At 69.2% G+C, this 21,091-nt stretch carries 20 protein-coding genes; 6 read left to right on the forward strand and 14 right to left on the reverse strand.

Going from position 1 to position 21,091, the window contains the following annotated elements; genetic code table 11:
• Positions 1 to 26 precede the first annotated feature (26 nt).
• Positions 27 to 1,130 (forward strand): M14 family metallopeptidase, encoded by a 1,104-nt coding sequence (locus BM004_RS15000; RefSeq protein ID WP_093214461.1) that lies wholly within the window; start codon positions 27 to 29, stop codon positions 1,128 to 1,130.
• A 62-nt stretch (positions 1,131 to 1,192) separates the two neighbouring features.
• Here the strand turns inward: BM004_RS15000 and BM004_RS15005 are convergent, their stop codons facing one another.
• Positions 1,193 to 2,320, reverse strand: a complete 1,128-nt coding sequence (locus BM004_RS15005) for an ABC transporter substrate-binding protein (RefSeq protein WP_093128103.1) — start codon at positions 2,318 to 2,320, stop codon at positions 1,193 to 1,195.
• A gap of 51 nt (positions 2,321 to 2,371) precedes the next feature.
• Here BM004_RS15005 and BM004_RS15010 point away from each other — a divergent pair, with 51 nt between their 5' ends.
• The 3 genes from BM004_RS15010 to BM004_RS15020 are packed head-to-tail and all read left to right on the forward strand — an operon-like array spanning position 2,372 to position 5,863.
• Positions 2,372 to 4,435, forward strand: coding sequence for a molybdopterin-containing oxidoreductase family protein (locus BM004_RS15010; protein ID WP_093214464.1), 2,064 nt, complete (start codon positions 2,372 to 2,374; stop codon positions 4,433 to 4,435).
• Positions 4,432 to 5,556 carry an aminopeptidase gene (locus tag BM004_RS15015; RefSeq protein WP_093214467.1) on the forward strand — a complete coding sequence of 375 codons (1,125 nt, stop codon included), beginning with the start codon at positions 4,432 to 4,434 and terminating at the stop codon, positions 5,554 to 5,556. Before BM004_RS15010 ends, BM004_RS15015 begins: the two co-directional genes overlap by 4 nt.
• Positions 5,549 to 5,863, forward strand: a complete 315-nt coding sequence (locus tag BM004_RS15020; protein ID WP_093127581.1) for a polyhydroxyalkanoic acid system family protein — start codon at positions 5,549 to 5,551, stop codon at positions 5,861 to 5,863. The genes BM004_RS15015 and BM004_RS15020 overlap by 8 nt, the downstream gene beginning before the upstream one ends.
• Positions 5,864 to 5,897: 34 nt before the next feature.
• On the opposite strand, the gene BM004_RS15025 is transcribed toward BM004_RS15020, so the two are convergent.
• The 7 genes from BM004_RS15025 to BM004_RS15055 all read right to left on the reverse strand — a co-directional run bounded on the left by BM004_RS15025 (position 5,898) and on the right by BM004_RS15055 (position 14,009).
• Positions 5,898 to 6,635, reverse strand: coding sequence for an SDR family oxidoreductase (locus BM004_RS15025; protein ID WP_093214470.1), 738 nt, complete (start codon positions 6,633 to 6,635; stop codon positions 5,898 to 5,900).
• A 44-nt stretch (positions 6,636 to 6,679) separates the two neighbouring features.
• The gene (locus BM004_RS15030; RefSeq protein WP_093214472.1) at positions 6,680 to 8,206 is read right to left on the reverse strand and encodes an FGGY-family carbohydrate kinase; all 1,527 of its coding nucleotides are present in this window, start codon (positions 8,204 to 8,206) and stop codon (positions 6,680 to 6,682) included.
• 12 nt (positions 8,207 to 8,218) lie between these two features.
• Positions 8,219 to 9,349, reverse strand: coding sequence for an alcohol dehydrogenase catalytic domain-containing protein (locus BM004_RS15035; protein WP_093214475.1), 1,131 nt, complete (start codon positions 9,347 to 9,349; stop codon positions 8,219 to 8,221).
• Between the two features lie 176 nt (positions 9,350 to 9,525).
• Entirely contained in the window at positions 9,526 to 10,506 is a 981-nt protein-coding gene (locus BM004_RS15040; protein WP_093214477.1) for an ABC transporter permease, read from the reverse strand.
• On the reverse strand, positions 10,503 to 12,035 hold the full coding sequence (locus tag BM004_RS15045) for a sugar ABC transporter ATP-binding protein (RefSeq protein ID WP_093214962.1): 1,533 nt from the start codon (positions 12,033 to 12,035) through the stop codon (positions 10,503 to 10,505). The genes BM004_RS15040 and BM004_RS15045 overlap by 4 nt, the downstream gene beginning before the upstream one ends.
• Positions 12,036 to 12,072: 37 nt before the next feature.
• Positions 12,073 to 12,993 carry an ABC transporter substrate-binding protein gene (locus tag BM004_RS15050; RefSeq protein WP_093127569.1) on the reverse strand — a complete coding sequence of 307 codons (921 nt, stop codon included), beginning with the start codon at positions 12,991 to 12,993 and terminating at the stop codon, positions 12,073 to 12,075.
• A 125-nt stretch (positions 12,994 to 13,118) separates the two neighbouring features.
• Complete coding sequence (locus BM004_RS15055) at positions 13,119 to 14,009, reverse strand: helix-turn-helix domain-containing protein (protein ID WP_093214480.1); 891 nt, start codon at positions 14,007 to 14,009, stop codon at positions 13,119 to 13,121.
• Positions 14,010 to 14,282: 273 nt separating this feature from the next.
• On the opposite strand from BM004_RS15055, the gene BM004_RS15060 reads away from it, so the two are divergent.
• Positions 14,283 to 15,530: a CaiB/BaiF CoA transferase family protein gene (locus tag BM004_RS15060; protein ID WP_093214482.1), complete on the forward strand. Its 1,248-nt coding sequence runs from the start codon at positions 14,283 to 14,285 to the stop codon at positions 15,528 to 15,530.
• Between the two features lie 93 nt (positions 15,531 to 15,623).
• Here the strand turns inward: BM004_RS15060 and BM004_RS15065 are convergent, their stop codons facing one another.
• The 6 genes from BM004_RS15065 to BM004_RS15090 form a co-directional block, all read right to left on the reverse strand.
• Positions 15,624 to 15,884, reverse strand: coding sequence for an acyl-CoA-binding protein (locus BM004_RS15065; protein WP_093127560.1), 261 nt, complete (start codon positions 15,882 to 15,884; stop codon positions 15,624 to 15,626).
• Positions 15,885 to 15,986: 102 nt separating this feature from the next.
• Positions 15,987 to 16,823 (reverse strand): tetratricopeptide repeat protein, encoded by an 837-nt coding sequence (locus BM004_RS15070; protein WP_177206511.1) that lies wholly within the window; start codon positions 16,821 to 16,823, stop codon positions 15,987 to 15,989.
• Between the two features lie 4 nt (positions 16,824 to 16,827).
• Positions 16,828 to 17,550: a TetR/AcrR family transcriptional regulator gene (locus BM004_RS15075; protein ID WP_093214487.1), complete on the reverse strand. Its 723-nt coding sequence runs from the start codon at positions 17,548 to 17,550 to the stop codon at positions 16,828 to 16,830.
• Positions 17,551 to 17,697: 147 nt separating this feature from the next.
• Entirely contained in the window at positions 17,698 to 18,198 is a 501-nt protein-coding gene (locus BM004_RS15080; RefSeq protein WP_093127555.1) for a phasin family protein, read from the reverse strand.
• A 168-nt stretch (positions 18,199 to 18,366) separates the two neighbouring features.
• Positions 18,367 to 18,816, reverse strand: a complete 450-nt coding sequence (locus BM004_RS15085; protein WP_093127552.1) for an acyl-CoA thioesterase — start codon at positions 18,814 to 18,816, stop codon at positions 18,367 to 18,369.
• Between the two features lie 159 nt (positions 18,817 to 18,975).
• Positions 18,976 to 19,872 (reverse strand): LysR family transcriptional regulator, encoded by an 897-nt coding sequence (locus tag BM004_RS15090; RefSeq protein ID WP_093127549.1) that lies wholly within the window; start codon positions 19,870 to 19,872, stop codon positions 18,976 to 18,978.
• Positions 19,873 to 19,994: 122 nt separating this feature from the next.
• On the opposite strand from BM004_RS15090, the gene gtdA reads away from it, so the two are divergent.
• Positions 19,995 to 21,056, forward strand: a complete 1,062-nt coding sequence (gtdA, locus tag BM004_RS15095) for a gentisate 1,2-dioxygenase (RefSeq protein ID WP_093214964.1) — start codon at positions 19,995 to 19,997, stop codon at positions 21,054 to 21,056.
• Positions 21,057 to 21,091 lie beyond the last annotated feature (35 nt).

Here is a 21,091-nt window from a genome sequence, read left to right on the forward strand (position 1 = left end):
CTAATCCGTAGCGAGGTGATCGCCAGATGATCGGAATCGCCGAGGCCTTTTCTTCGCGCTACGCCCAGGCGCGCCAGAAGTTCCTGCAGGGCTGCGTGAGCGCCGGCCTCACGGTCGAGCCGCATGCGCACCCGCTCAAGGGGCGCGACGGCGAGGAACTGTCGATGGACGTCGCGCTCGACGGCAACGCCGATGCCGACAACCTGCTGGTGGTCACCAGCGCCTGCCACGGCGTGGAGGGCCATTGCGGCAGCGGCGTGCAGGTGTTCGCGCTGCACGACGCCGAATGGCGCGAGAAGGCCAGGGCGCAGGGCGTGGCCGTGCTGTACGTGCACGCGCTCAACCCGCACGGCTTTTCGCACGGCCGGCGCGTGACGCACGAGAACGTCGACCTGAACCGCAACTTCATCGACTTCTCGAAGCCGGTACCGGTGAACGAGCCCTACGCCAAGCTGCACGAGCTGCTGCTGCCCGCCACCTGGCCGCCCACGCCCGAGAACCAGGCGGGCGTGGCCAAGTGGATCGACAAGCACGGCGCCACCGCCTACCAGGCGGCCGTGACCAGCGGGCAGTACCAGTTCGACGACGGCCTGTTCTTCGGCGGCAAGGCGCCGACCTGGAGCAACAAGACCATTCGCGGCGTGCTGCGCCGGCACGCGGGCCACGCCCGGCGCATCGCCTGGATCGACCTGCACACGGGGCTCGGGCCGAACGGCCTGGGCGAGCGCATCTACGCCGGCAAGGACGACAAGACCGCCTATGGCCGCGCCAACGCGTGGTGGGGTACGCCGGCGGCGCCGGTGACCTCGATCTACGACGGTTCTTCCACCTCGGCGCTGCTGCGCGGGCTGATGTGGGACTCGGTGTACGAAGAGTGCCCGCAGGCCGAGTACACCGGCATCGCGCTCGAATACGGCACGCTGCCCATCCTGGAGGTGACCGGCGCATTGCGCGCCGACCACTGGCTGCACAAGCACCCGCAGGCGCCGGCCGACCTGGCCGACGGCATCCGGGCGCGGATGCTGGAGGCGTTCTACACGGACACCGACGCCTGGCGCGGGCAGATCGTCAGCCAGGCGAGGCAGGCGATGTTCCAGGCCGTGAACGGCCTGAGCGGCACCGCCGCCTGATCCGCATCCCGAGACCCGGACCTTTTGCGGGTCCGTTCCTCGGTCTTCAGATTTTCAGGTCTTCAGGTCCGGACCTTGCCGTCGCCCGTGAGCATCGACAGTTCCACGAACTTCGACGCCACGTGGCTCTTCGGCGAGAACGACACCTCGAACCCGCCGAACGGCTGGCGGTCGATGCTTTCCAGCCCGGCGATCAGGCTCTCGCGCGTGGGCTTGCCCGGCGCCTTGCGCAGGCCTTCGGTCAGCACCTTGGCGGCCAGGTAGCCTTCGATGCCCGAGAAATTGGCGGTGGCGCCGTTGCCGGCCTTGCGCACCGCCTCGGTGAACTCGCGCGCCAGCGCGTTGGCGGGGTTGAAGGGCGACGGCATCACCTGCGTCACCATCACGCCCGAGGCGTCCTTGCCCAGCTCGTCCGACAGCGCCTGCGTGCCCACGAACGACAGGTTGAAGAAGGTGCCGCCGAAGCCGGCCTTGCGCGCCTCGCGGATGAACGTGGCGCAGGCCTTGTAAGCACCCACTTGCACCACGGCGTCGGGCCGCGCGTCCATGATGTTCTTCACCGCCTGGGCCACGTCGGACGAGTTGCGCTCCACCGTGCCCAGCGCCACCGGCTTGAGCTGCTGCTGCTCGAGCGCCTGCGTCACGCCGTCGAGGCCGGCCTTGCCGTAGGCGTCGTTCTGATAGAAGACCGCGATCTTCTTCAGGCCCAGGTGGGTGAGCTGCTTGACCATCAGCGCCGTCTCGTCGTTGTACGAGGCGCGCAGGTGGAACACGTTCTTCTGGAACGGCTCGCGCAGCGACATCGCGCCGGTGAGCGGGGCGATGAACGGCACCCGGTCCTTCACCGCCAGCGGCAGCGCGGCCAGGCTGGTCGGCGTGCCGACGTAGCCGAACAGCGCAAACACGTCCTCGTCGATGAGCTTCTGCGTATTGGCCGCGCAGCGGTCGGGCTCGTAGCCGTCGTCGAGGTTCTTGATCACCACGTTGCGGCGGCCCGGCTGGGCGTTGTACTGGTCCAGGAACAGCTTGGCGCCCTGGTGGAACTGCACGCCCAGCTGTGCCGCCGGGCCGGTGAAAGGCGCCGACTGGCCGAGCACCAGTGGCGTGTCGCCCTGCGCGCGGGCGATGCCGAAGCCGCCCAGCGCCGCCGCGCCTGCGGCCAAAGAAAAATGTCGTCGATTCATCGTCATGTTCAAAACCCCCTCCCGCGCGCTGTCTCGCGCACAAATTAGACTTGCCCGATGCCCCACGCACCGGATTCCCTGCTCGAAGAAGCACCCCTGCCCGCCACCGTTTCCACGGTGCTGGGCGCCTGCCCCCACGACTGCCCGGACACCTGCGCCCTGGTCACCACCGTCAAGGACGGGGTGGCCGTGAAGCTGCAGGGCAATGCCGCGCATTCGCATACCGGGGGTGTGCTGTGCACCAAGGTGTCGCGCTACATCGAGCGCAACGACCATGCCGAAAGGCTGGTACAGCCGCTCAAGCGCGTCGGCCCCAAGGGTTCCGGCCAGTTCGAGCCGGTGAGCTGGGACGACGCGCTGGACGACATCGCCAGGCATCTTGAAGTATTACAGGGAAAACCCGAAGACATTGTCCCCTACAGCTATGCGGGAACCATGGGTCTGGTGCAGGGCGAGTCGATGGACCGTCGTTTTTTCCACAAGCTGGGCGCCACCCTGCTGGACCGCACGATCTGCTCCATGGCCGGCGGCGAGGCCATGGTCTACACGCTGGGCGCCAAGGTCGGCATGCGGATCGAGTTCTTCGCCGAGGCCAAGCTGATCCTGATCTGGGGCAGCAACTCGATCGCCAGCAACCTGCATTTCTGGCGCCACGCCCAGGCCGCCAAACGCGCCGGCGCGCGGCTGGTGTGCATCGACCCGCGCCGCACCGAAACCGCCGACAAGTGCGACGAGCACGTCGCGCTGCTGCCCGGCACCGACGCCGCGCTGGCGCTGGCGCTGATGCACGAGCTCATCGTGCACGACTGGCTCGACCACGACTACATCGCCAGCCACACGCTGGGCTGGGAGCAACTGCGCGAGCGCGCGCTGCAGTGGCCGCCGTCGCGCGCGGCCGAGGTCTGCGGCATTCCCGAAGCGCAGATCGTGGCGCTGGCCCAGGCCTACGGCACCACCAAGCCGGCCGCCATCCGCCTGAACTACGGCATGCAGCGCGTGCGCGGCGGCGGCAACGCGGCGCGCGCCATCGCCTGCCTGCCGGCGCTGATGGGCGCCTGGCGCGACCGCGCGGGCGGCCTGCTGCTGAGCAGCTCGGGCCACTACCCGGTGGACCGCGCCGCGTTGCAGCGCCCCGACCTGCTGGCCGGGCGCAAGCCGCGCACCATCAACATGAGCACCATCGGCGACGCGCTGCTGGACACCGCCCACCCGGTGAAGGCCATCGTGGTCTACAACAGCAACCCGGTGGCCGTGGCGCCCGAGTCGGCCAAGGTGGCGGCGGGCTTCGCGCGCGAAGACCTGTTCACCGTGGTGCTGGAGCAGTTCCGCACCGACACCGCCGACTACGCCGACTACCTGCTGCCCGCCACCACACAGCTGGAGCACTGGGACATCCACTGCAGCTACGGCCACACCGACGTGCTGCTGAACCGCCCGGCCGTGGCGCCGCGCGGCGAGGCCCGCAGCAACGCCTGGGTGTTCCGCGAACTGGCGCGCCGCATGGGCTTCACCGAGCCCTGCTTCTCCGATTCCGACGAGGCGCTGTGCCGCACCGCCTTCGCCGAGAACGCCATCGACTTTCCCCAGTTGCTGGAACAGGGCTTCACCAGCGTGAAGCTGCCCGAGGCCCCGTTCGCCGAAGGCAAGTTCCCCACGCCCTCGGGCCGCTGCGAATTCTTCAGCGCCCGGCTGGAGGCCATGGGCATGAACGGCGTGCCCGACCACGTGCCCAACTGGGAGCCGGCCGGCAGCTCGACCGACTTCCCGCTGGCCATGATCTCGCCGCCGGCGCGCAACTTCCTCAATTCGACCTTCGTGAATGTGACCAGCCTGCGCGCCATCGAGGTGGAGCCGCTGCTGGAGATCCATGCGGAAGACGCCGCCGCCCGCGGCATCGAGGACGGCTCGCTCGTGCGCGTGTTCAACAAGCGCGGCGAGCACCGCTGCCGCGCCGAGGTGTCGCGCCGCGCGCGCCAGGGCGTGGTGCACGGCATGGGCATCTGGTGGCGCAAGCTCGGCATGGACGGCACCAACGTCAACGAGCTGACCAGCCAGCGCCTGACCGACATCGGCCGCGGCCCGACCTTCTACGACTGCCTCGTCGAGGTCGAGAAGGCGTGAGGCTTCTTTCCGCGCTCGCGCTGGCCGGCCCGCTGTTGCTGGGCGGCTGCGCCGACCTGGGCTACTACTGGCAGTCGGCCAGCGGCCACATCGGCATCATGCGGGCGGCCAAGCCCGTGCCCGAGTGGCTGGCCGACCCGGCCGTGTCGGCGGCGCTGAAGGCCAAGCTCGAACTCACGCAGCGCATCCGCGCCTTCGCCTCGTCGCAGCTGGGCCTGCCCGACAACCCCAGCTACAAGTCGTACGCCGACCTGCACCGCGCCGCCGCCGTGTGGAACGTGGTGGCCGCGCCGCCGTACTCGCTCACGCTGAAGAGCTGGTGCTTCCCGGTGGCGGGTTGCGTGGGCTACCGCGGCTACTACGACGAGGCGGCGGCCAAGGCCGAAGCCCAGACGCAGAAGACGAGCGGCATGGAAGTGGCCGTGTACCCCGTGCCCGCGTACTCCACGCTCGGCTGGATGAACTGGGCCGGCGGCGATCCGCTGCTGTCCACCTTCATCGGCTACCCCGAAGGCGAGCTGGCGCGCCTTGTGTTCCACGAACTCGCGCACCAGGTGCTCTACGTGGCCGGCGACACGGTGTTCAACGAGTCGTACGCCACCGCGGTCGAGCGTATCGGCGGCGCGATGTGGCTGCAGCGCGAGGCCGGCGAGCCGGCGCGGCGCGAGTATGCGCAGTTCGACGGCCAGCGGCAGGACTTCCGGGCGCTCGCGCTGGACACCCGCCGCGCGCTCACGAAGGTCTACGAGTCGCCCGAAGCCAAGGCCGAGGACTGGACCAGGGTCGAAGCCATGAAGCAGGCCGCCATGGCCGACTTCCGCGATCGCTACCAGAAGCTCAAGGCCGCCTGGAGCGGCCCGCGCCAGAACGCCTACGACGCCTGGGTGGCGCGCGCCAACAACGCGGCGTTCGGCGCGCAGGGCGCCTACGACGACCTGGTGCCCGGCTTCGAGGCGCTGTTCGACCGCGAAGGCCGCGACTGGCCGCGCTTTTACACTGCAGTCAAGCGCATTGCCGCGCTGCCGACCGATGCGCAGCGCCGCAGCGCGCTCCAGGCGGCCAGCGGCGTCCTGCAAACCCATTCCAGCCCGGAACACAAAATCGGAGATCACGGTGCCTGACATCCACATCGAACGCAACCACACGCTGGGCATTGCCGGCGCGCGCGCCGTCGCGCACAAATGGATCCAGCAGGCCGAACAGGAGTTCGGCCTCGAATGCGTCTACACCCAGGGCGACGGCCTCGACGTGGCCACCTTCACCCGCGCCGGCATCGACGGCACCGTCGAGGTCACCGAGAGCACCTTCAAGCTCGACGCGACGCTGGGCTTCCTGTTCAGCAGCTTCAGCGAAATGATCGAGCAGAAGATCACGCGCAACCTCGACGCGATGCTCGAATCCCGGCGCGGCGGCACCCGCCTCGCCTGACCTGGGCTGAGCTGACACCGCCAGGTTCGAGAAGTCAGGCGATCGTGTAGCCGCCGTCCACCGGCAGCGCCACGCCGCTCACCATCGACGCGCCGTCGCTCAGCAGGAACAGGACCGGCGCCACCACTTCCTCGACCTGCGCGAAGCGGCCCAGCGGAATCCCGCGGATGGCCGCGGCGCTCTTGTCTGGATCGGCCCAGGCCTGCTCGGCCATCGGCGTGAGCGTGACGGTCGGGTTCACGCTGTTCACGCGGATGCCGTGCGGCCCGAACTCCAGGCACAGCGAGCGCGTGATCGCGTCCATCGCGGCCTTCGACGCGCAATAGCAAAGGTGCGCGTCGAGCGCCACCAGCGCGGCCTGGCTCGACACGTTGACGATGCTGCCGCGCACGCCGGCCGCGATCATCGCCTTGCCGCAGCGCGAGGCCACGAGCGCCGCGGCGCGCGCGTTCACGGCCATCACGGCGTCGAAGTTGTCGGCCCGCAGGTCGACGGCCGGCTCGAGCAATGCGATGCCTGCGCAATTCACCACGAGGTCGAATGCGGGCAATGCCGCCAGTGCGTTTTCCAGCGCGCCTGTGTCGGCCACATCGAGCACCAGCGGCGTGCAGCCGGCCTCCATGTGCAGGGCCGCCAGCGCCGCGGCGTTGCGGCCCACGGCCGTGACCTGCGCGCCGGCCTGCGCCAGGCGCGCGGCCACCGCGCGGCCGATGCCGCTGCTCGCGCCCGTCACCAGCGCTCGTTTGTTGGAGAAGTCGAAGGAGGTTGTCATGTCGAATGCATCGCGATGGGCGTTCGTGCTCGGGGCGCAGCCATTCACTTCAGCCGATGCATCGCATCGCGCAACGCCGGATAAAGCGACTTGTAGATCTCGAAGCGCTCGCGGTACACCGCCTGCGCCGCGGGTTCGGGCCGCGCGCGTTCCACCAGCGTGACCCAGCCGCGCTCGGCCGTCGCCGCATCGACCAGCCCCGCGCCCAGCGCGGCGAGCATGGCCGCGCCGAGTGCCGCCTCGACCTCTTCCTCGATGGTGAACACCGGGTAGCCCGTGATGTCGGCCACGATCTGCATCCACAGGTCGGAGTGCGCCGCGCCGCCGACCACGATGAGCCGGTCGTCCAGCGGCTGGCCGCTTTGCCGCCCCGCCTCGATGTTGTGCTGCAGCGCGAAGCTCACGCCTTCGAGCACCGCGCGGTACAGGTGCGCGCGGCTGTGCGCGAGCGACAGGCCGATGAACGCGCCCTTGGCCTGCGCGTCCCAGATGGGGCTGCGCTCGCCCATCAGGTAGGGCAGGAACACCAGGCCCTGCGCGCCCGGCGGCACGTCGACGGCCTTGCGCTCGATGAGCGCGTGCGCGTCCTCGCCGGTGCGCGCGGCCTCGGCCACCTCGGCCTGGCAGAAGGCTTCGCGGAACCACGTGATGGCCGCGCCCGCGGTGATCGCGCCGCCGAACACATAGCTGCGGTCGGCGCCGCGGTACACGTGCGGCATGGTGATGAGCTGGTGCCGCGCATCGACCGTCGGGCTCACGAAGCCCCAGCACATGCTGGTGCCGATCATCGCGACGTGGTCGCCGCTGCCGGTGACGCCCGCGCAGAAGGTGGCCACCGCCGCATCGACGCCGCCCGCCATCAGCGGCATGCCTTCGGCAAGGCCCAGCTTCTCGGCCCATTCGGCGCTCAGCCCGCCGACCACGTCGCTCGACTCCACGAGGCGCGGCGGCATCATGCGCGCCGGAATGCCGAGCATGCCCATCGCCTCGCCGGACCACTGGCGCCGCTGCGCGTCGTACACGCCGCCGATGTTTCCGGCCGAACTGTGGTCCACCGCGAGCTCGCCCGTGAGCCGCCAGTTGATGTAGCTGTTAGGCGGCAGGAAGTGGCGCGTGTTCTCCCACACCCGCGGCAGGTGCTCGCGCACCCACAGGATCTTGGTGAAGCCGTGGTAGCTGTCCACGCCGTTGCCGGTGATGGCCTCGAGCCGCGGCACGTCGACGTTCGCGTTCACCCATGCCACTTCGTCGGTGGCGCGGCGGTCCATCCAGATCAGGCAGGGGTGCAGCGGCTGCATCGCGTCATCGACCGGAATGCCCGCGCCGCCGTACAGGCTGCTCACGCACATCGCCGCGATGTCGGCCGGGGCCACGCCGCTGGCCGCCACGCAGGCGCGCACGCTCTCGCACACCGCGTCGAACCACACCGCGCAGTCCTGCTGGGCCCACAGGGGCTTGGGTGTTTCGGGCTGGTAGGCCACGCTGCGTTGCGAATGCACCTTGCCGTCGATGCCGACCAGCAGGCACTTGGTGCTCTGCGTGCCGATGTCGACGCCGATCACGTATTTCATGGGTGTTGTCTCTCAGGATCGGGGCTGCGGCTTGAGCAGCACCTTGATGGAATCCAGCGAGTTTGCCAGCGCGAAGGCGCGCTCCCATTCGGTCAGCGGGAAGTCGTGCGTGACGATGCCCTTCGAGGTGGCGAGGCCGCGCGCCAGCAGGTCGATGGCGATGGGGTAGCAGTAGGGACCGAGGTGCGCGCCGCGCACGTCGAGCTCCTTGCGGTCGCCGATGATCGACCAGTCGGCACTGGTTTCCGCGCCGAACACGCTGAACTCCACGAAACGCCCGAGCCGGCGGATCATGTCCAGGCCCTGCGTCACGCCGATGGGCGCGCCCGTGGTCTCGATGTACACGTCGCAGCCGTAGCCTTCGGTCAGGTCCTTGACGACGGCGCCGGCGTCCTCGGCCTTCGGGTTGACGACGACGTCGGCGCCGTACTGCTTCGCCAGCGCGAGGCGCTCGGGCACGAGGTCGATCACGATCAGCTTCTTCGGCGTCTTCAGCGCGGCCACCTGCACCATCATCAGGCCCAGCGGGCCGGCGCCGGCGATCACCACCACGTCGTCGAGCTGGATGTCGCCGCGGTTCACGGTGTGGATCGCGCAGGCGAGCGGCTCGATGATGGCCGCGTCTTCCAGCGGGATGCCGTCGGGGATTTTGTGCACGCGCGAGGTGGACGGCAGTCGCATGAAGTCGGCCATGCCGCCGTCGGCCACGACGCGCTGGAAGCCGAAGATGTTGTGCACCTCGCACATCCAGTACTTGCCGGTGGTGCAGAAGCGGCACTTGCCGCAGGGCACGATCTGCTCGGCGATCACGCGGTCGCCTTTTTCCACGCCGAAGTGGTCCGCCGCGCCTTCGCCGAGTGCCTCGACGTAGCCGAAGAATTCATGGCCCGGAATGACCGGCGCCTTGACCCACGAGGGCTGGCCGTCGCCGCCCCAGAACATCTTCGCGCCCGAGTGGCACTTGCAGTCTGAGGCGCAGATGCCGCAGGCGGCGATGGAGATCAGCAGCTCGTTCGGGCCGATGGCGGGCAGGGCGACGGTTTCGAGCCGGTAGTCCTTGGGGCCGTGGCAGACGACGGCCTGCATGGCGGCGAGTTCACCGATGGCGCCCGATGCGCCGGGCTGGAGCTTTTGATAAGACATGGGTTCCTTGTGGTCGAAGAGGGTGTTGGGATTGGTGTTGGTGTCGGTGTCGGCTCCCTCCCCCTCTGGGGAGGGCAGGGGTGGGGGCAAGCGGCGTCACCGATGGGCACGCTCTGCCTGCCCCCATCCCAGCCTTCCCCCGGAGGGGGAAGGAGCAAGACAGGAGACGAAGAGGCTCAGCGCTTGGCTTCCCGGCTGATGAAGATGGCCAGCAGCACGATCGCGCCCTTGATGATCAGTTGCAGGTACGGCGACACGCCGATCATGTTGAGACCGTTGTTCAGCACGCCCAGCAGCAGCGCGCCCACCAGCGTGCCCACGATGGCGCCGCGGCCGCCCGCGATCGAGGTGCCGCCCATCACCACCGCCGCGATGGCGTCGAGCTCGAAGCCCACGCCCACGCCGGGCTGTCCGCTGGTCACGCGCGAGGCCTGCACGATGCCCGCGACGGCGGCGGTCAGCCCGCTCAGCGCATACACCAGCAGCTTGTAGCGCGACACCCGCACGCCCGACAGCCGCGTGGCCTCCTCGTTGCCGCCGATGGCATGCACATAGCGCCCGAACGGCGCCATGTTCAGCAGCACGTAGGCCACGAGGTAGGTCGCCAGCATGATGAGGATCGGCACCTTGACGCCCGCGAGCACGCCGCCGCCCAGGAAGGCGAACGACTCGGGCAGGCCGTCGATCGGGTAGCCGCCGGTGTAGATCAGCGCAATGCCGCGCGCGATGCCCATGGTGGCCAGCGTCACGATGATCGGCGGCATGCGCAGGCAGGCCACGCAGTAGCCGTTGAACAGGCCGATCACCACGCCCACCGCCAGCCCGAGCGGCACCGCGAGCACCGGCGGCAGGCCGAACTGCACCATCAGCCCCGAGGCCAGCGTGCCCGACAGCGCCACCACCGCGCCCACCGACAGGTCGATGCCGCCGGTGAGGATGGCGGCCGTCATGCCCACCGCGATGATCGCGTTGATCGACGACTGCAGCGCAATGTTCTGCAGGTTGCCCCACGACAGAAAGTTGTCGGTCGCCACGATCATGAAGACCGAGATCGCGACCAGCCCCACCAGCGGAAGAAAGGCCGTGGAGCGGCGCAGCCGGGTGAAGAGGCCGCCGGCGGGCGCCGGCGGCACGGGATGGGTGGCGGTTGCGTTCATTGCAAGCTCCCTGAGGTGATGGAGGTTGACGTGGCGTGGCGCATGATGTCGCCCGCGTTGATGGCGTCGCCCTCCAGCGTCGCCACGATGGCGCCGCCCGAGAACACCGCGACGCGGTCGCACATGCCCACGATCTCGGGCAGCTCGCTGGAGATCATCAGGATGGCCTTGCCCTGGCGCGTGAGCTCGCGCATGAGGCCGTAGATCTCTGCCTTGGCGCCCACGTCGATGCCGCGCGTGGGCTCGTCGAAGATCAGCACCTCGCAGTCGTGGCCGAGCCAGCGCGCGATCACCACCTTCTGCTGGTTGCCGCCCGACAGCGTGGCCACGCGCGTCTCCACGCCCGGCGCCTTCACGCCCACGCGGCGCGACAGTTCGCCGGCCGCCTGCTTCTCCGACGCCTGGCTCACCAGCCCGGCGCTGCGGTGCCGGGCGAGGTTGTTCAGCGAGATGTTGAAGCGGATCGTGAAGTCGGTGATGAGCCCCTCGGCCTTTCGGCTTTCGGGCAGCAGGCCGATGCCGGCTTCGAGTGCCTGCGTCGGGTCGTTCAGGCGCACGGGCCTGCCGTTGCGCAGCACCGTCTTGCGGTGGGCGCGGTCGGCGCCCATCATGCCCAGCGCCAGCTCGGTGCGGCCCGAGCCCACGAGGCCGGCGAAGCCGAGGATCTCGCCTTCGTGCAGCTCGAAGGCGTTCACGGGCCCGCCCTTCGCGAGCTGGATGTGCGGCACCTCCAGCAGCTTGCGCGCGTGGCCCGCATGAGGCGCGGGCACCGGCTTGGGCGGAAAGTTCTGCTCGATGCGCCGCCCCACCATCATCTCGACCAGCGCGTCGACGTCGGTCGCGCCGACCTCCGCATGCCCCGCATTAGCGCCGTCGCGCAGCACGCTGATGCGGTCGCACACCTCGAAGATCTCGTCGAGGTGGTGCGAGATGAAGATCATCGCCACGCCCTTGGCGCGCAGCTCCCGCATGATCTTGAACAGGTGCCCGGCCTCGTTCGGCGTGAGCGTGGCGGTCGGCTCGTCGAGCACCAGCAGCCGCGCCTTCAGCGACAGCGCCTTGCCGATTTCCACGAACTGCTGCTGCGCCACCGAGAGCCGGCAGGTCGGCACGCCGAGGTCGATACGCACGCCCAGCTCGTCGAAGAGCTGTTGCGCCGAGCGCTTCATCGCGGCCGTGTCCATCAGGCCGAAGCGGTTCTTCAGGTAGCGCCCCAGGAAGATGTTCTCCACCGCGTTCAGGTGCGGGATGAGGCTGAACTCCTGGAAGATGATGCCCACCCCCGCCGCGATGGCGTCGCTGTAGCCCGCGAAGCTGCGCTCGCTGCCGTCGATGAAGATGCGGCCCTCGTCGGCCCGGTAGATGCCGCCGAGGATCTTCATCAGCGTCGACTTGCCCGCGCCGTTCTCGCCGAGCAGCGCGTGCACCTCGCCCTTGCGGATCGAGAGGTCGATGCCCGAGAGCGCCTTCACGCCGGGAAAGCGCTTGGAGACGCCTTCGAGCCGCAGCATTTCGACGGTGTCGTTCATGGTGGTCTGCTGCCGTGTGTGCAACGTGTACCGCGGCTCACCAGGTGAAGGTCTTCGCGCCTTCGGCGTCGATCAGCTTCACGTCGACCGGCACAGCGGCCGGCACGTTGGCGCCCCACTTCTTCGCCAGCGCGATGCCGATGGCCAGGCGGATCTGGTCGCGCGGGTACTGCGCGGTGGTGGCGATGAACTTGGAGCCCGGCTTCTGCATGGCCTTGATGGCCTCGGGCGCGCCGTCCACGCTGGTGAGCTTCACGTCCTTGCCGCTCGCTTCGATGGCCGCGAGCGCGCCCATCGCGCCGCCGTCGTTCACGCTGAACACGCCCTTCAGGTCCTTGTTGGCCTGCAGGATGTTCTCGGTCACGGTGAGCGCGGTGGCGCGCTCCTGCTTGCCGTTCTGCGTGCTCACCACCTTGATGCCGGGGTACCTGGCCAGTGCCTCGCGGCAGCCCTTCACGCGCTCCAGGATCGGCACCACCGGAATGCCGTCGAGGATGGCCACATCGCCCTTCTCGCCGATGCTTTTGGCCAGGTACTCGCAGGCCAGGCGGCCCGCGTCGGTGTTCTTCGAGCCCACGAAGGAGTCGACCGGGCCCTGCGCGTTGGCGTCCACCGCCACCACCACCAGGCCCGCCTTCTTGGCCGAGCGCACGGCCGACTGCACGCCGGTGGAGTCGGTCGGGTTCAGCAGCAGGATGTCGACCTTCTTCTGGATCATGTCTTCCACGTCGCCGATCTGCTTGGCCACGTCGTGCCGCGCGTCGGTGGTGACCACCGTGGCGCCGATGCTGGCGGCGGCCTCCTCCAGCGCCTGCTTCATGGTCACGAAGTAGGGGTTGTTGAGTTCCTGGAAGGTCATGCCGATGCGCAGCGGCTGTTTCGGTGCCTGCGCCTGCGCGGCGGATGCGCCGCAGACCAGCGCGGCGGTGATGGCGATGGCCTTGAGAAGTGTCGTCATGGTGGCTGTCTCCTGGGGGTTGTCTCTGTGTGGAAGAACGCGGAACAAACGCTGGCAAAGCTCCGCCCCGCGCGGCGCCCGGAGCGCCGCGCCGCAAGCGGCACGGGGGAACGCGGCGGGCCCTGCTACGGCGGGCTGGCGGCACGCGAGGCGGCGGCCTGCATGCGGTGGAAGTTGCGGAACTTGGTCGGCGGCATGCGCTTGTGCAGCAGGAACTGCCGGTTGAAGTTCGACACGTTGTTGAAGCCCACGTCCATGCAGACGTCGAGCACCGGCTTCTCGCTGTTGGTGAGCAGCTCGCAGGCGCGGCTGATGCGCAGCCGGTTCACGTAGCGCACGAACGACTGGCCCGTGTGCTTGCGAAAGGCGCGCGAGAACGCGCTCGGGCTCTGGCCCACCAGCTCGGCCAGCATCGGCTCGCGCAGGTCGTCGGCCAGGTTGGCCGTGATGTGCGCCAGCACGTTGTTGATGGCGTGCGACATGAAGGCCTTCGGGTCGGGCCGGAACGCCGGGCTTGCCAGGCGCTGGCGGTCGTGGCCGCCGGCCAGCAGCTCGAGCAGCGACAGCAGCAGGATCACGCGGCGCAGGCCGCGCGCCTCCAGCAGCGATTCCATGAGCGGCTTGGCGGCCGCGGCGGTCTGCGCCGAGAACAGCAGGCCCGAGCCCGATTCGGCCAGCAGCGGCGCGATGTGCTGGAACTCGGGAAAGCTGGCGGACATGTGCTGCACCAGCGCGGCCGGGAACTGGATCACGATGCCGCGCCGCTCCACGCTCTGGCCGGCGGGCACGTCGCTGATCCAGTTGTGCGGCAGGTCGGGGCCCATCAGCACGAGGTTGCCGGGCTCGAAGTGGCCGACGTGGTCGCCCACGAAATACACGCCCTGGGTTTCCACGATCAGCTGGATCTCGTACTCCGGGTGGAAGTGCCAGCGCACCGTGCGGTACGGGTAGCCGTGCGCCCAGCAGGTGAACGATTCGTCACCGCGGACTTCGACGATTTCCAGGTCGGGTTGCATGGGGCGGACTGTACGAATCGCTCCCGGCGCCAACAACCAGAGATGGGCCGCGAAACCGATACTTTTTTGACTTCGACGCGGGCCGCGTCGGCGCGCCCGGCGGCCTGCATTGCGCTGCAGCAAACCTCTTTCTCCTCGGGGGAAGAGCGCATGCGGGCGGCAATTGCTGCGCTGCGGCAGGCGGCGAAATTGCGCGGTCAAGAATTCATAGGTGTTTTCCCGCCCACCCCGGCGCCGCGAGGGCGGCGCGCGGGCACGGCACACTCGGGCGCCATGACAACGACAAGCTCTTCTTCCCCGGCGGCCGGTCCGCTGGCCGGCCTCAAGGTCGTCGAACTCGGACAGCTCATTGCCGGGCCTTTCGCGGCGCGCACGCTGGGCGACTTCGGCGCCGAAGTCATCAAGATCGAGCCGCCCGGCACGGGCGACCCGCTGCGCACCTGGCGGCTGCTGAAGGACGGCACCTCGGTGTGGTGGCAGGTGCAGTCGCGCAACAAGCGCTCGTTGGCGCTCGACCTGCGCCAGCCCGAGGCACAGGCCATCGTGCGGCAGCTGGCGGCCGAGGCCGACGTGCTGGTCGAGAACTTCCGCCCCGGCGCCATGGAAGGCTGGGGCCTGGGCCCCGACGCGCTGCTGGCCGCCAACCCGGCGCTGGTGATGCTGCGCATCAGCGGCTACGGCCAGACCGGGCCCTACCGCGACCGCCCCGGCTTCGGCGTGGTGGCCGAGGCCATGGGCGGGCTGCGCCACCTCACGGGCGAGCCGGGCCACGTGCCGGTGCGTGTGGGCGTGTCGATCGGCGACACGCTGGCGTCATTGCACGGCGTGATCGGCGTGCTGATGGCGATGCAGCACCGCCACGCGACCGTGAGCGCCGAGCATCCCAAGGGCAAGGGCCAGGTGATCGACGTGGCGCTCTACGAGGCGGTCTTCAACTGCATGGAAAGCCTGCTGCCGGAGTACGGCGAGTTCGGAGCTGTGCGCGAGGCCGCGGGCAGCGCGCTGCCGGGCATCGCGCCCACCAACGCCTACCGCTGCGCGGACGGCGGCTACGCCATCGTCGCGGGCAACGGCGACAGCATCTTTCGACGCCTGATGGAATGCATCGGCCGGCCCGACCTTGCGGCCGACCCGGCGCTGGCGGGCAACACGGGACGGGTGGCGCAGGTGGAAATGCTGGACGCCGCCATCGGCGACTGGGCCGCGCAGCGCACGGTCGAGGAGGTGCTGGCCGCGCTGGACGCGGCGCACGTGCCGGCCGGGCGGATCTATTCCATTGCCGACATCGCGGCCGACCCGCACTATGCCGCGCGCGGCATGCTGCAGCAGCTGCGCATGCCCGACGGCAGCGCGCTCGCGGTGCCTGGCTTCGTGCCCAAGCTGTCGCTCACGCCGGCCAGCCACCGGTACAACGCGCCGGCGCTGGGGGCGGACACCGACGCGGTGCTGAAGGAAATCGGCTTGAGCGCACAGCAGATCGCCGCGCTGCATGCGCGCGGGATCGTGGGCTCTGCGTCGTGAGACACCGCGGAGCCGGCTCTGCCGGGCCGCAGGTGCCGCCCCCGGAAGGGGGTTGGCGCAGCGACGCGACGTGCGCGCAGCTCGGGGGAGAGCCTAGCCTGCGCGCAGCGACTCGATCAGGTCGATGTACTTCTGCTTGGCCTCGTCGGCGCTGGCGCCTTTTTGCGCCGTCCACGCGTCCCACTTGGCGCGCGCGACGATGTCGCTGAAGCTGGGCCTCTTGGCGGTGTTGTCGCCTTCGGTGGCCTGCTTGAAGAGGCCGTAGATCTTCAGCAGCGTCGGGTTGTCGGGGCGCTCGGCGAGCAGCTTGGAGTTGGCCTGTGCGGCTTCGAATGGGGCGTTGAGGTCGGACATGGCGGTCGGATGAGAGAAAAACGGAAATGAAAACGCAGACCGTGCATCTTAAATCGCGCGGTACACGTTGGTACCAGGCCGGCCCTTCGCGCTTTCAGCCCTTCAGTCCTTCAGCCCGGCGCGCGCCAGTTCCACGTCCAGCCGCTCCCGCGCGTCCGCCGGCTTCAGCGCCGCCGCCCGCTCATAGAGCCTGGTTGCGTCGCCCATCAGCGAATCGCCGTGCAGCATCAGCAGCGCGCGGGCGAATTCCATCATGCCGGCGGCGGAATGCGGGTGCAGCTCGAGCCCGCGCTCGAACAGGTCGATCGACGTTTCCGCCCGCACGCCATAGGTCATGCGCCCGACCAGCGCGCCCACCTTGTCGATGACTTCGGCATGGAACGAGGCCAACGCGAGGTGCGCGTCGGCGTGCCGCGGCTGCAGCTCGATCACGCGCTCCAGCGCGCCCTTGAGCTTGCTGCCCAGCCCCTGCGCCAGCGCGCGCGCCACGCTGATGCCCTGGCTGTAGCGGCCCAGCGCATAGGCCTGCCAGTACAGCGCCTGGCAGTTCTCGGGTTCGGCCGCGGCCTGCGCGCCCGCGCGTTCGATCACCTGGCGGAACATCGCGAGCCGCACGGCCTCGCGCGGCTCCAGGTAGTTGGCGTAGACGGCGGTCGACTGGTTGGCCAGCGCCAGCCCTTCGGCGCCGTGCAGCAGGCCGACGGCGGCGGCGCGCTCGAACTCGCCGCTGTGGTACAGCGCCCAGCCTTCGGCCAGCGCCGAACTCTCGGGCGGCACCGGCAGGTCGTGGCCGGCATGCAGGCGCGGCCAGTGCGAGGCCACGCTGCGGGCGTCGTAACGGGGCACGTCGGACCAGGGGAAGGGCGTCCACGGGTCCGCGTTGGCGACAACCGGGTGGGCGGACATCAGCGAGAGCGGTTTGAAGTCGGGGTGGGGCATGTGTCTAGACCGCCATGTCGACAGGTGGTTTCGCGTTGTTGCTGCCGTTGCCGCTGCTGTTCTGGCCGGCATCTTCACCGTTGTAGGCGTGGCTCAGTGTCAGCAGATGCCGGCGCTGCTCGCGCTCGAGGTAGGGGGCGAGCTGGTGCAGCGTGTGGTGGGCGCCGCGCATCAGCGCGCCCTGCGCATGCGCGGGCTCCAGCGCCTCGCGCGGGTTGCGCACGTACTCGTAGCTCAGCCAGTAGGTCAGCACGACGACCATGCTCTGGGCGAGCGTGTCGACCTCGTGCACGTCGATCTCGAGGTGGCCGGCGCGGCTCAGCCCGGCAATCAGCTGGCGGATGGCGCGGGCCTTGTTCTTCAGCACCAGCTGGAACTGCGTCTCCAGGCGCCGGTTCTTGCTGAGCAGGTCGTTGAGGTCGCGGTACAGGAAGCGGTAGCGCCAGATCAGCTCGAACAGCGTGTGCATGAAGAACCACGCGTCCTCCACGTCGTTCACGCCCTCGCTGGCGTGCAGCAGCTCGTTGAGCTCGGCCTCGTAGCCTTCGTAGAGCTTGTTGATCAGCTCTTCCTTGGCGGGGTAGTGGTAGTAGAGATTGCCGGGGCTGATGTTGAGTTCGCCCGCCACCAGCGTGGTGGACACGTTCGGTTCCCCGAAGCGGTTGAACAGGTCCAAGGCGGCTTCGAGGATGCGTTGCGCTGTGCGGCGTGGCGCCTTCTTTGCCATGTCGGTGCCCCCGTATGTCTCGTGGTCTCTTGGGGACACTCTAGCCTATGTGCACCGCACCATGAACGGTGCGGGACATGTTTTGCGACACAGTTTTCGTTGTGCAGTGCCGCAATCGCGGGCCGGCCGGCGCGGCCGGCCAGGGGCTCAGCCGGCCTTGCTGCGGCGCAGGGTCTTCTTGGCGGCCGGCGCGGCGGCCTTGCCCGTCTTGCGGGCGGGGGTCTTGCGCGGCGCGGCGGCCTGCGCGTGCTGCTGCTTTTTCAGCTGCGCTTCGAGTGCCTCGACGCGCGCCTGCAGCGCGGCCATGTCGGCGGCGCTCGGGGTGCCGAGCTTCTCGAGCGCGCGCGCCACGCGCTCCTCGAAGATGTTCTCCAGCTTGCCCCACTGGCCGGCGGCCTTGGTGCCGAACTCGCTGGCGAAGCCGCTCATGCGCTGCTGGGCCTGGGCGAGGGTTTCCTCGGCGGCCGCCTGGGTCTTCTTCTGCATGCCGGCGCCGTCCTTGACCAGCGCCTCGAAGGCCTTGCTGCCTTCCTGCTGCATCTTGGCGAAGGCGCCGAGGCCGGCCAGCCAGATCTGCTGGGCGGAGTCCTTGATGCGGTCGGAGGACTTGCCGTTGTTGTTGTCGTCGTCGGAAGAGGAGGAGGCCATGGCGGAATGTTCCTGGAAAGGGAGCGAGGGAGCGAAGAGTCAGGGGGCGAGCGCAGGACTCTAGCCGCCCGGACCCTCCACCGTTAGAGCTTTCCGCCTAGCCGCGTGGCGCGCCGGCTGCAGTCTGGGCAGCCGGCACAGCCCGCACGGTCCGCCCCGCCAGTTCGATCAGGGCGTGCCGCCGGCGGCGCGGCTGGCGTCCAGGTGCGCCTTGGCGCGCTCGGCCAGCGCCATTTCGCCGGGCGTGCCGGGCGCGAAGCTCTCCACCGGCAGCGGCCGGCCGTGCGAGTCGACCGAGACGAACACGATCAGGCATTCGGTGGTCTTTTCCATCACGCCGCCCTTCATGTCGCCGCTGCGCACCTCCACCGAGATGTTCATGCTGGTGTTGCCCGTGTAGGCCAGGCGGGCCTCCACCTCGACCAGGTCGCCGATCATGATCGGGCGGTGAAAGCGGATGCTGCCGATGAAGGCGGTGACGCAGTAGCGCTTGGCCCAGCTGGTCGCGCAGGCGTAGCCGGCCTCGTCGATCCACTTCATGACCGTGCCGCCGTGGACCTTGCCGCCGAAGTTGACGGTGCTGGGTTCTGCGAGGAATCGCAGGGTGATCGAGGACATGGAAGGCCGCCTTTTCGATGGGCTGTGGGGGTAGGGAGCCGCGATTATGCGAGCGCCCGGATGCCCCCCAGACGCCGCTGGTCGGCGTCGATCACCGCCTGTCGCCGCTGGTCGGCACCGATCACCGCCTGTCGCCGCCCGTCGCCCCGGCGTGCGCGCTCAGCTCCCGCTGAACAACTGCGCCAGCGTGCGCCGCAGCCAGGCGTTGCCCGGGTCGGCATGGAAGCGCTCGTGCCAGTGCTGCTTCACGGCGTAGGCCGGCAGGGCGAACGGCGGCTCCAGCAGCTTCACCGGCTCCTGCGTGGCCAGCACCTTGCCCAAAATGCGCGGCACCACCACGATCAGCTCGGTGTGCGCCACGATGCGCGCCACGCTCAGGAAGCTCGACAGCCGCACCACCACGTCGCGCTTCAGGCCCAGCCGGGCGATGGTCGTGTCGACGATGGCATGCCCCGTGCCCGACGTGGACACCACCGCGTGCGCCTCGGCCTCGAAGCGCTTGCGCGTGAGCCGCGCGCCGATGCGCGGATGGTTCTGCGCCGCCAGGCAGACGAAGTTCTGCATGAACAGCGTCTGCTGGTAGAAGCCCGCGTCCAGCTGCGGCATGAAGCCCACGGCCAGGTCGACCTCGCCGTCCTGCAGGCGCCGCCCGCTGATCGTGGAGATGATCTCGGTCTCGATGTGCACCCCCGGCGCCGCGCGCCGCAGGTGGTCGAGCAGGCCGGGCAGCAGCACCACCTCGCTGATGTCGGTCATGCAGATGCGAAAACGCCGCTGCGCCTGCGCGGGCTCGAAGCTGCTGCGGTTGCCTTGCGCCTGCGCCAGCTGCGCCAGCGCCTCGCGCAGGTTCGGGTAGATGCGCTCGGCATGCGGCGTGGGCTGCATGCCCTGGGCGGTGCGGGTGAACAGGCGGTCGTCGAAGTGGGCGCGCAGCTTGTTCAGCGCGGTGCTGGCCGCGGCCTGCGCCATGCCCAGCCGCTCGGCCGCCCTGGAGACGTTGCCGGTCTTGTAGACCTCGTCGAACACGGCGAGCCATTCGAGATCGAGCTTGGACATGGAAAGGGGCTTCTTCAGGCGAAAGACACCATTATCGAAATTTCGAATTCCGTGTATTGGCTACCGGTCTTGAGGAAATAGTGGTGCGGGTGAAGAATGCCGCCACGGAGACACACCACGCCATGAAACCCGCGCCAACCAATGCGGCCGAACGCCGCGACTACTACGCCCGCATCGCCCCGCTGCACCTCACCCCGCTGTGGGAATCGCTGCATGCCCTGGTGCCGCGCGAACCGCAGACGCCCTGCGTGCCCGCGCTGTGGCGCTACGACGAGATCCGCCCGCTGCTGATGGAGTCGGCCGATCTCATCACCGCCGAGGAGGCCGTGCGCCGCGTGCTGGTGCTGGAGAACCCGGCGCTGCCGGGCAACTCGTCGATCACGCAGTCGATCTACGCCGGGCTGCAGCTCATCATGCCGGGCGAGGTGGCGCCGTCGCACCGCCACGTGCAGTCGGCCCTGCGCTTCATCGTCGACGGCAAGGGCGCGTACACCACGGTGGGCGGCGAGCGCACCACCATGTACCCCGGCGACTTCATCATCACGCCGTCCTGGGCCTGGCACGACCATGGCAACGAAGGCATCGGCGGCACGGTCGAGCCGGTGGTGTGGCTCGACGGCCTCGACATCCCGATGCTGCGCTTCTTCGACGCCGGCTTCGCCGAGAACGACGACGCCAAGGTGCAGCACGTGTCGCGCCCCGAAGGCCACAGCCTGGCGCGCTTCGGCCACAACATGGTGCCGGTGCGCCACGACCACGTCTCGGCCACCTCGCCCATCTTCAACTACCCGTACGCGCGCAGCCGCGAGGCGCTGGCCCAGCTGCACAAGCAGGAGGCGCCCGACGCCTGGCTCGGCCACAAGCTGCGCTACATCAACCCGCTGACGGGCGGCTCGCCGATGCCCACCATCTCGACCCAGCTGCAGCTGCTGCCCCAGGGCTTCGCCGGCAAGACGCACCGCGCCACCGACGGCACGGTGTACAGCGTGGTCGAGGGCCACGGCACGGCGGAGATCGCCGGCCAGCGCTTCGACTTCGGTCCGCGCGACACCTTCGTGGTGCCGTCGTGGGCGCCGCTGCGGCTGTCGTCGCCCGGCGAAGACACTGTGCTCTTCAGCTTCTCCGACCGCCCCGTGCAGCAGGCCATGGGCATCCTGCGCGAAGCCTTCCTGGAAGAAGCCTGATCCCCGGCGCCTGAACGCAGGCGCCCCTTCTTTTT

Source organism: Variovorax sp. OK212, assembly GCF_900112425.1.
Lineage (GTDB): Bacteria > Pseudomonadota > Gammaproteobacteria > Burkholderiales > Burkholderiaceae_C > Variovorax.

Bases quoted from the DNA above. Each gene is read 5' to 3' on its own strand.
- BM004_RS15000 (WP_093214461.1), top strand. From the start codon at position 27: ATGATCGGAATCGCCGAGGCCTTTTCTTCGCGCTACGCCCAGGCGCGC.
- BM004_RS15005 (WP_093128103.1), bottom strand. From the start codon at position 2,320: ATGACGATGAATCGACGACATTTTTCTTTGGCCGCAGGCGCGGCGGCG.
- BM004_RS15010 (WP_093214464.1), top strand. From the start codon at position 2,372: ATGCCCCACGCACCGGATTCCCTGCTCGAAGAAGCACCCCTGCCCGCC.
- BM004_RS15025 (WP_093214470.1), bottom strand. From the start codon at position 6,635: ATGACAACCTCCTTCGACTTCTCCAACAAACGAGCGCTGGTGACGGGC.
- BM004_RS15030 (WP_093214472.1), bottom strand. From the start codon at position 8,206: ATGAAATACGTGATCGGCGTCGACATCGGCACGCAGAGCACCAAGTGC.
- BM004_RS15035 (WP_093214475.1), bottom strand. From the start codon at position 9,349: ATGTCTTATCAAAAGCTCCAGCCCGGCGCATCGGGCGCCATCGGTGAA.
- BM004_RS15040 (WP_093214477.1), bottom strand. From the start codon at position 10,506: ATGAACGCAACCGCCACCCATCCCGTGCCGCCGGCGCCCGCCGGCGGC.
- BM004_RS15045 (WP_093214962.1), bottom strand. From the start codon at position 12,035: ATGAACGACACCGTCGAAATGCTGCGGCTCGAAGGCGTCTCCAAGCGC.
- BM004_RS15050 (WP_093127569.1), bottom strand. From the start codon at position 12,993: ATGACGACACTTCTCAAGGCCATCGCCATCACCGCCGCGCTGGTCTGC.
- BM004_RS15055 (WP_093214480.1), bottom strand. From the start codon at position 14,009: ATGCAACCCGACCTGGAAATCGTCGAAGTCCGCGGTGACGAATCGTTC.
- BM004_RS15060 (WP_093214482.1), top strand. From the start codon at position 14,283: ATGACAACGACAAGCTCTTCTTCCCCGGCGGCCGGTCCGCTGGCCGGC.
- BM004_RS15065 (WP_093127560.1), bottom strand. From the start codon at position 15,884: ATGTCCGACCTCAACGCCCCATTCGAAGCCGCACAGGCCAACTCCAAG.
- BM004_RS15070 (WP_177206511.1), bottom strand. From the start codon at position 16,823: ATGCCCCACCCCGACTTCAAACCGCTCTCGCTGATGTCCGCCCACCCG.
- BM004_RS15075 (WP_093214487.1), bottom strand. From the start codon at position 17,550: ATGGCAAAGAAGGCGCCACGCCGCACAGCGCAACGCATCCTCGAAGCC.
- BM004_RS15080 (WP_093127555.1), bottom strand. From the start codon at position 18,198: ATGGCCTCCTCCTCTTCCGACGACGACAACAACAACGGCAAGTCCTCC.
- BM004_RS15085 (WP_093127552.1), bottom strand. From the start codon at position 18,816: ATGTCCTCGATCACCCTGCGATTCCTCGCAGAACCCAGCACCGTCAAC.
- BM004_RS15090 (WP_093127549.1), bottom strand. From the start codon at position 19,872: ATGTCCAAGCTCGATCTCGAATGGCTCGCCGTGTTCGACGAGGTCTAC.
- gtdA (WP_093214964.1), top strand. From the start codon at position 19,995: ATGAAACCCGCGCCAACCAATGCGGCCGAACGCCGCGACTACTACGCC.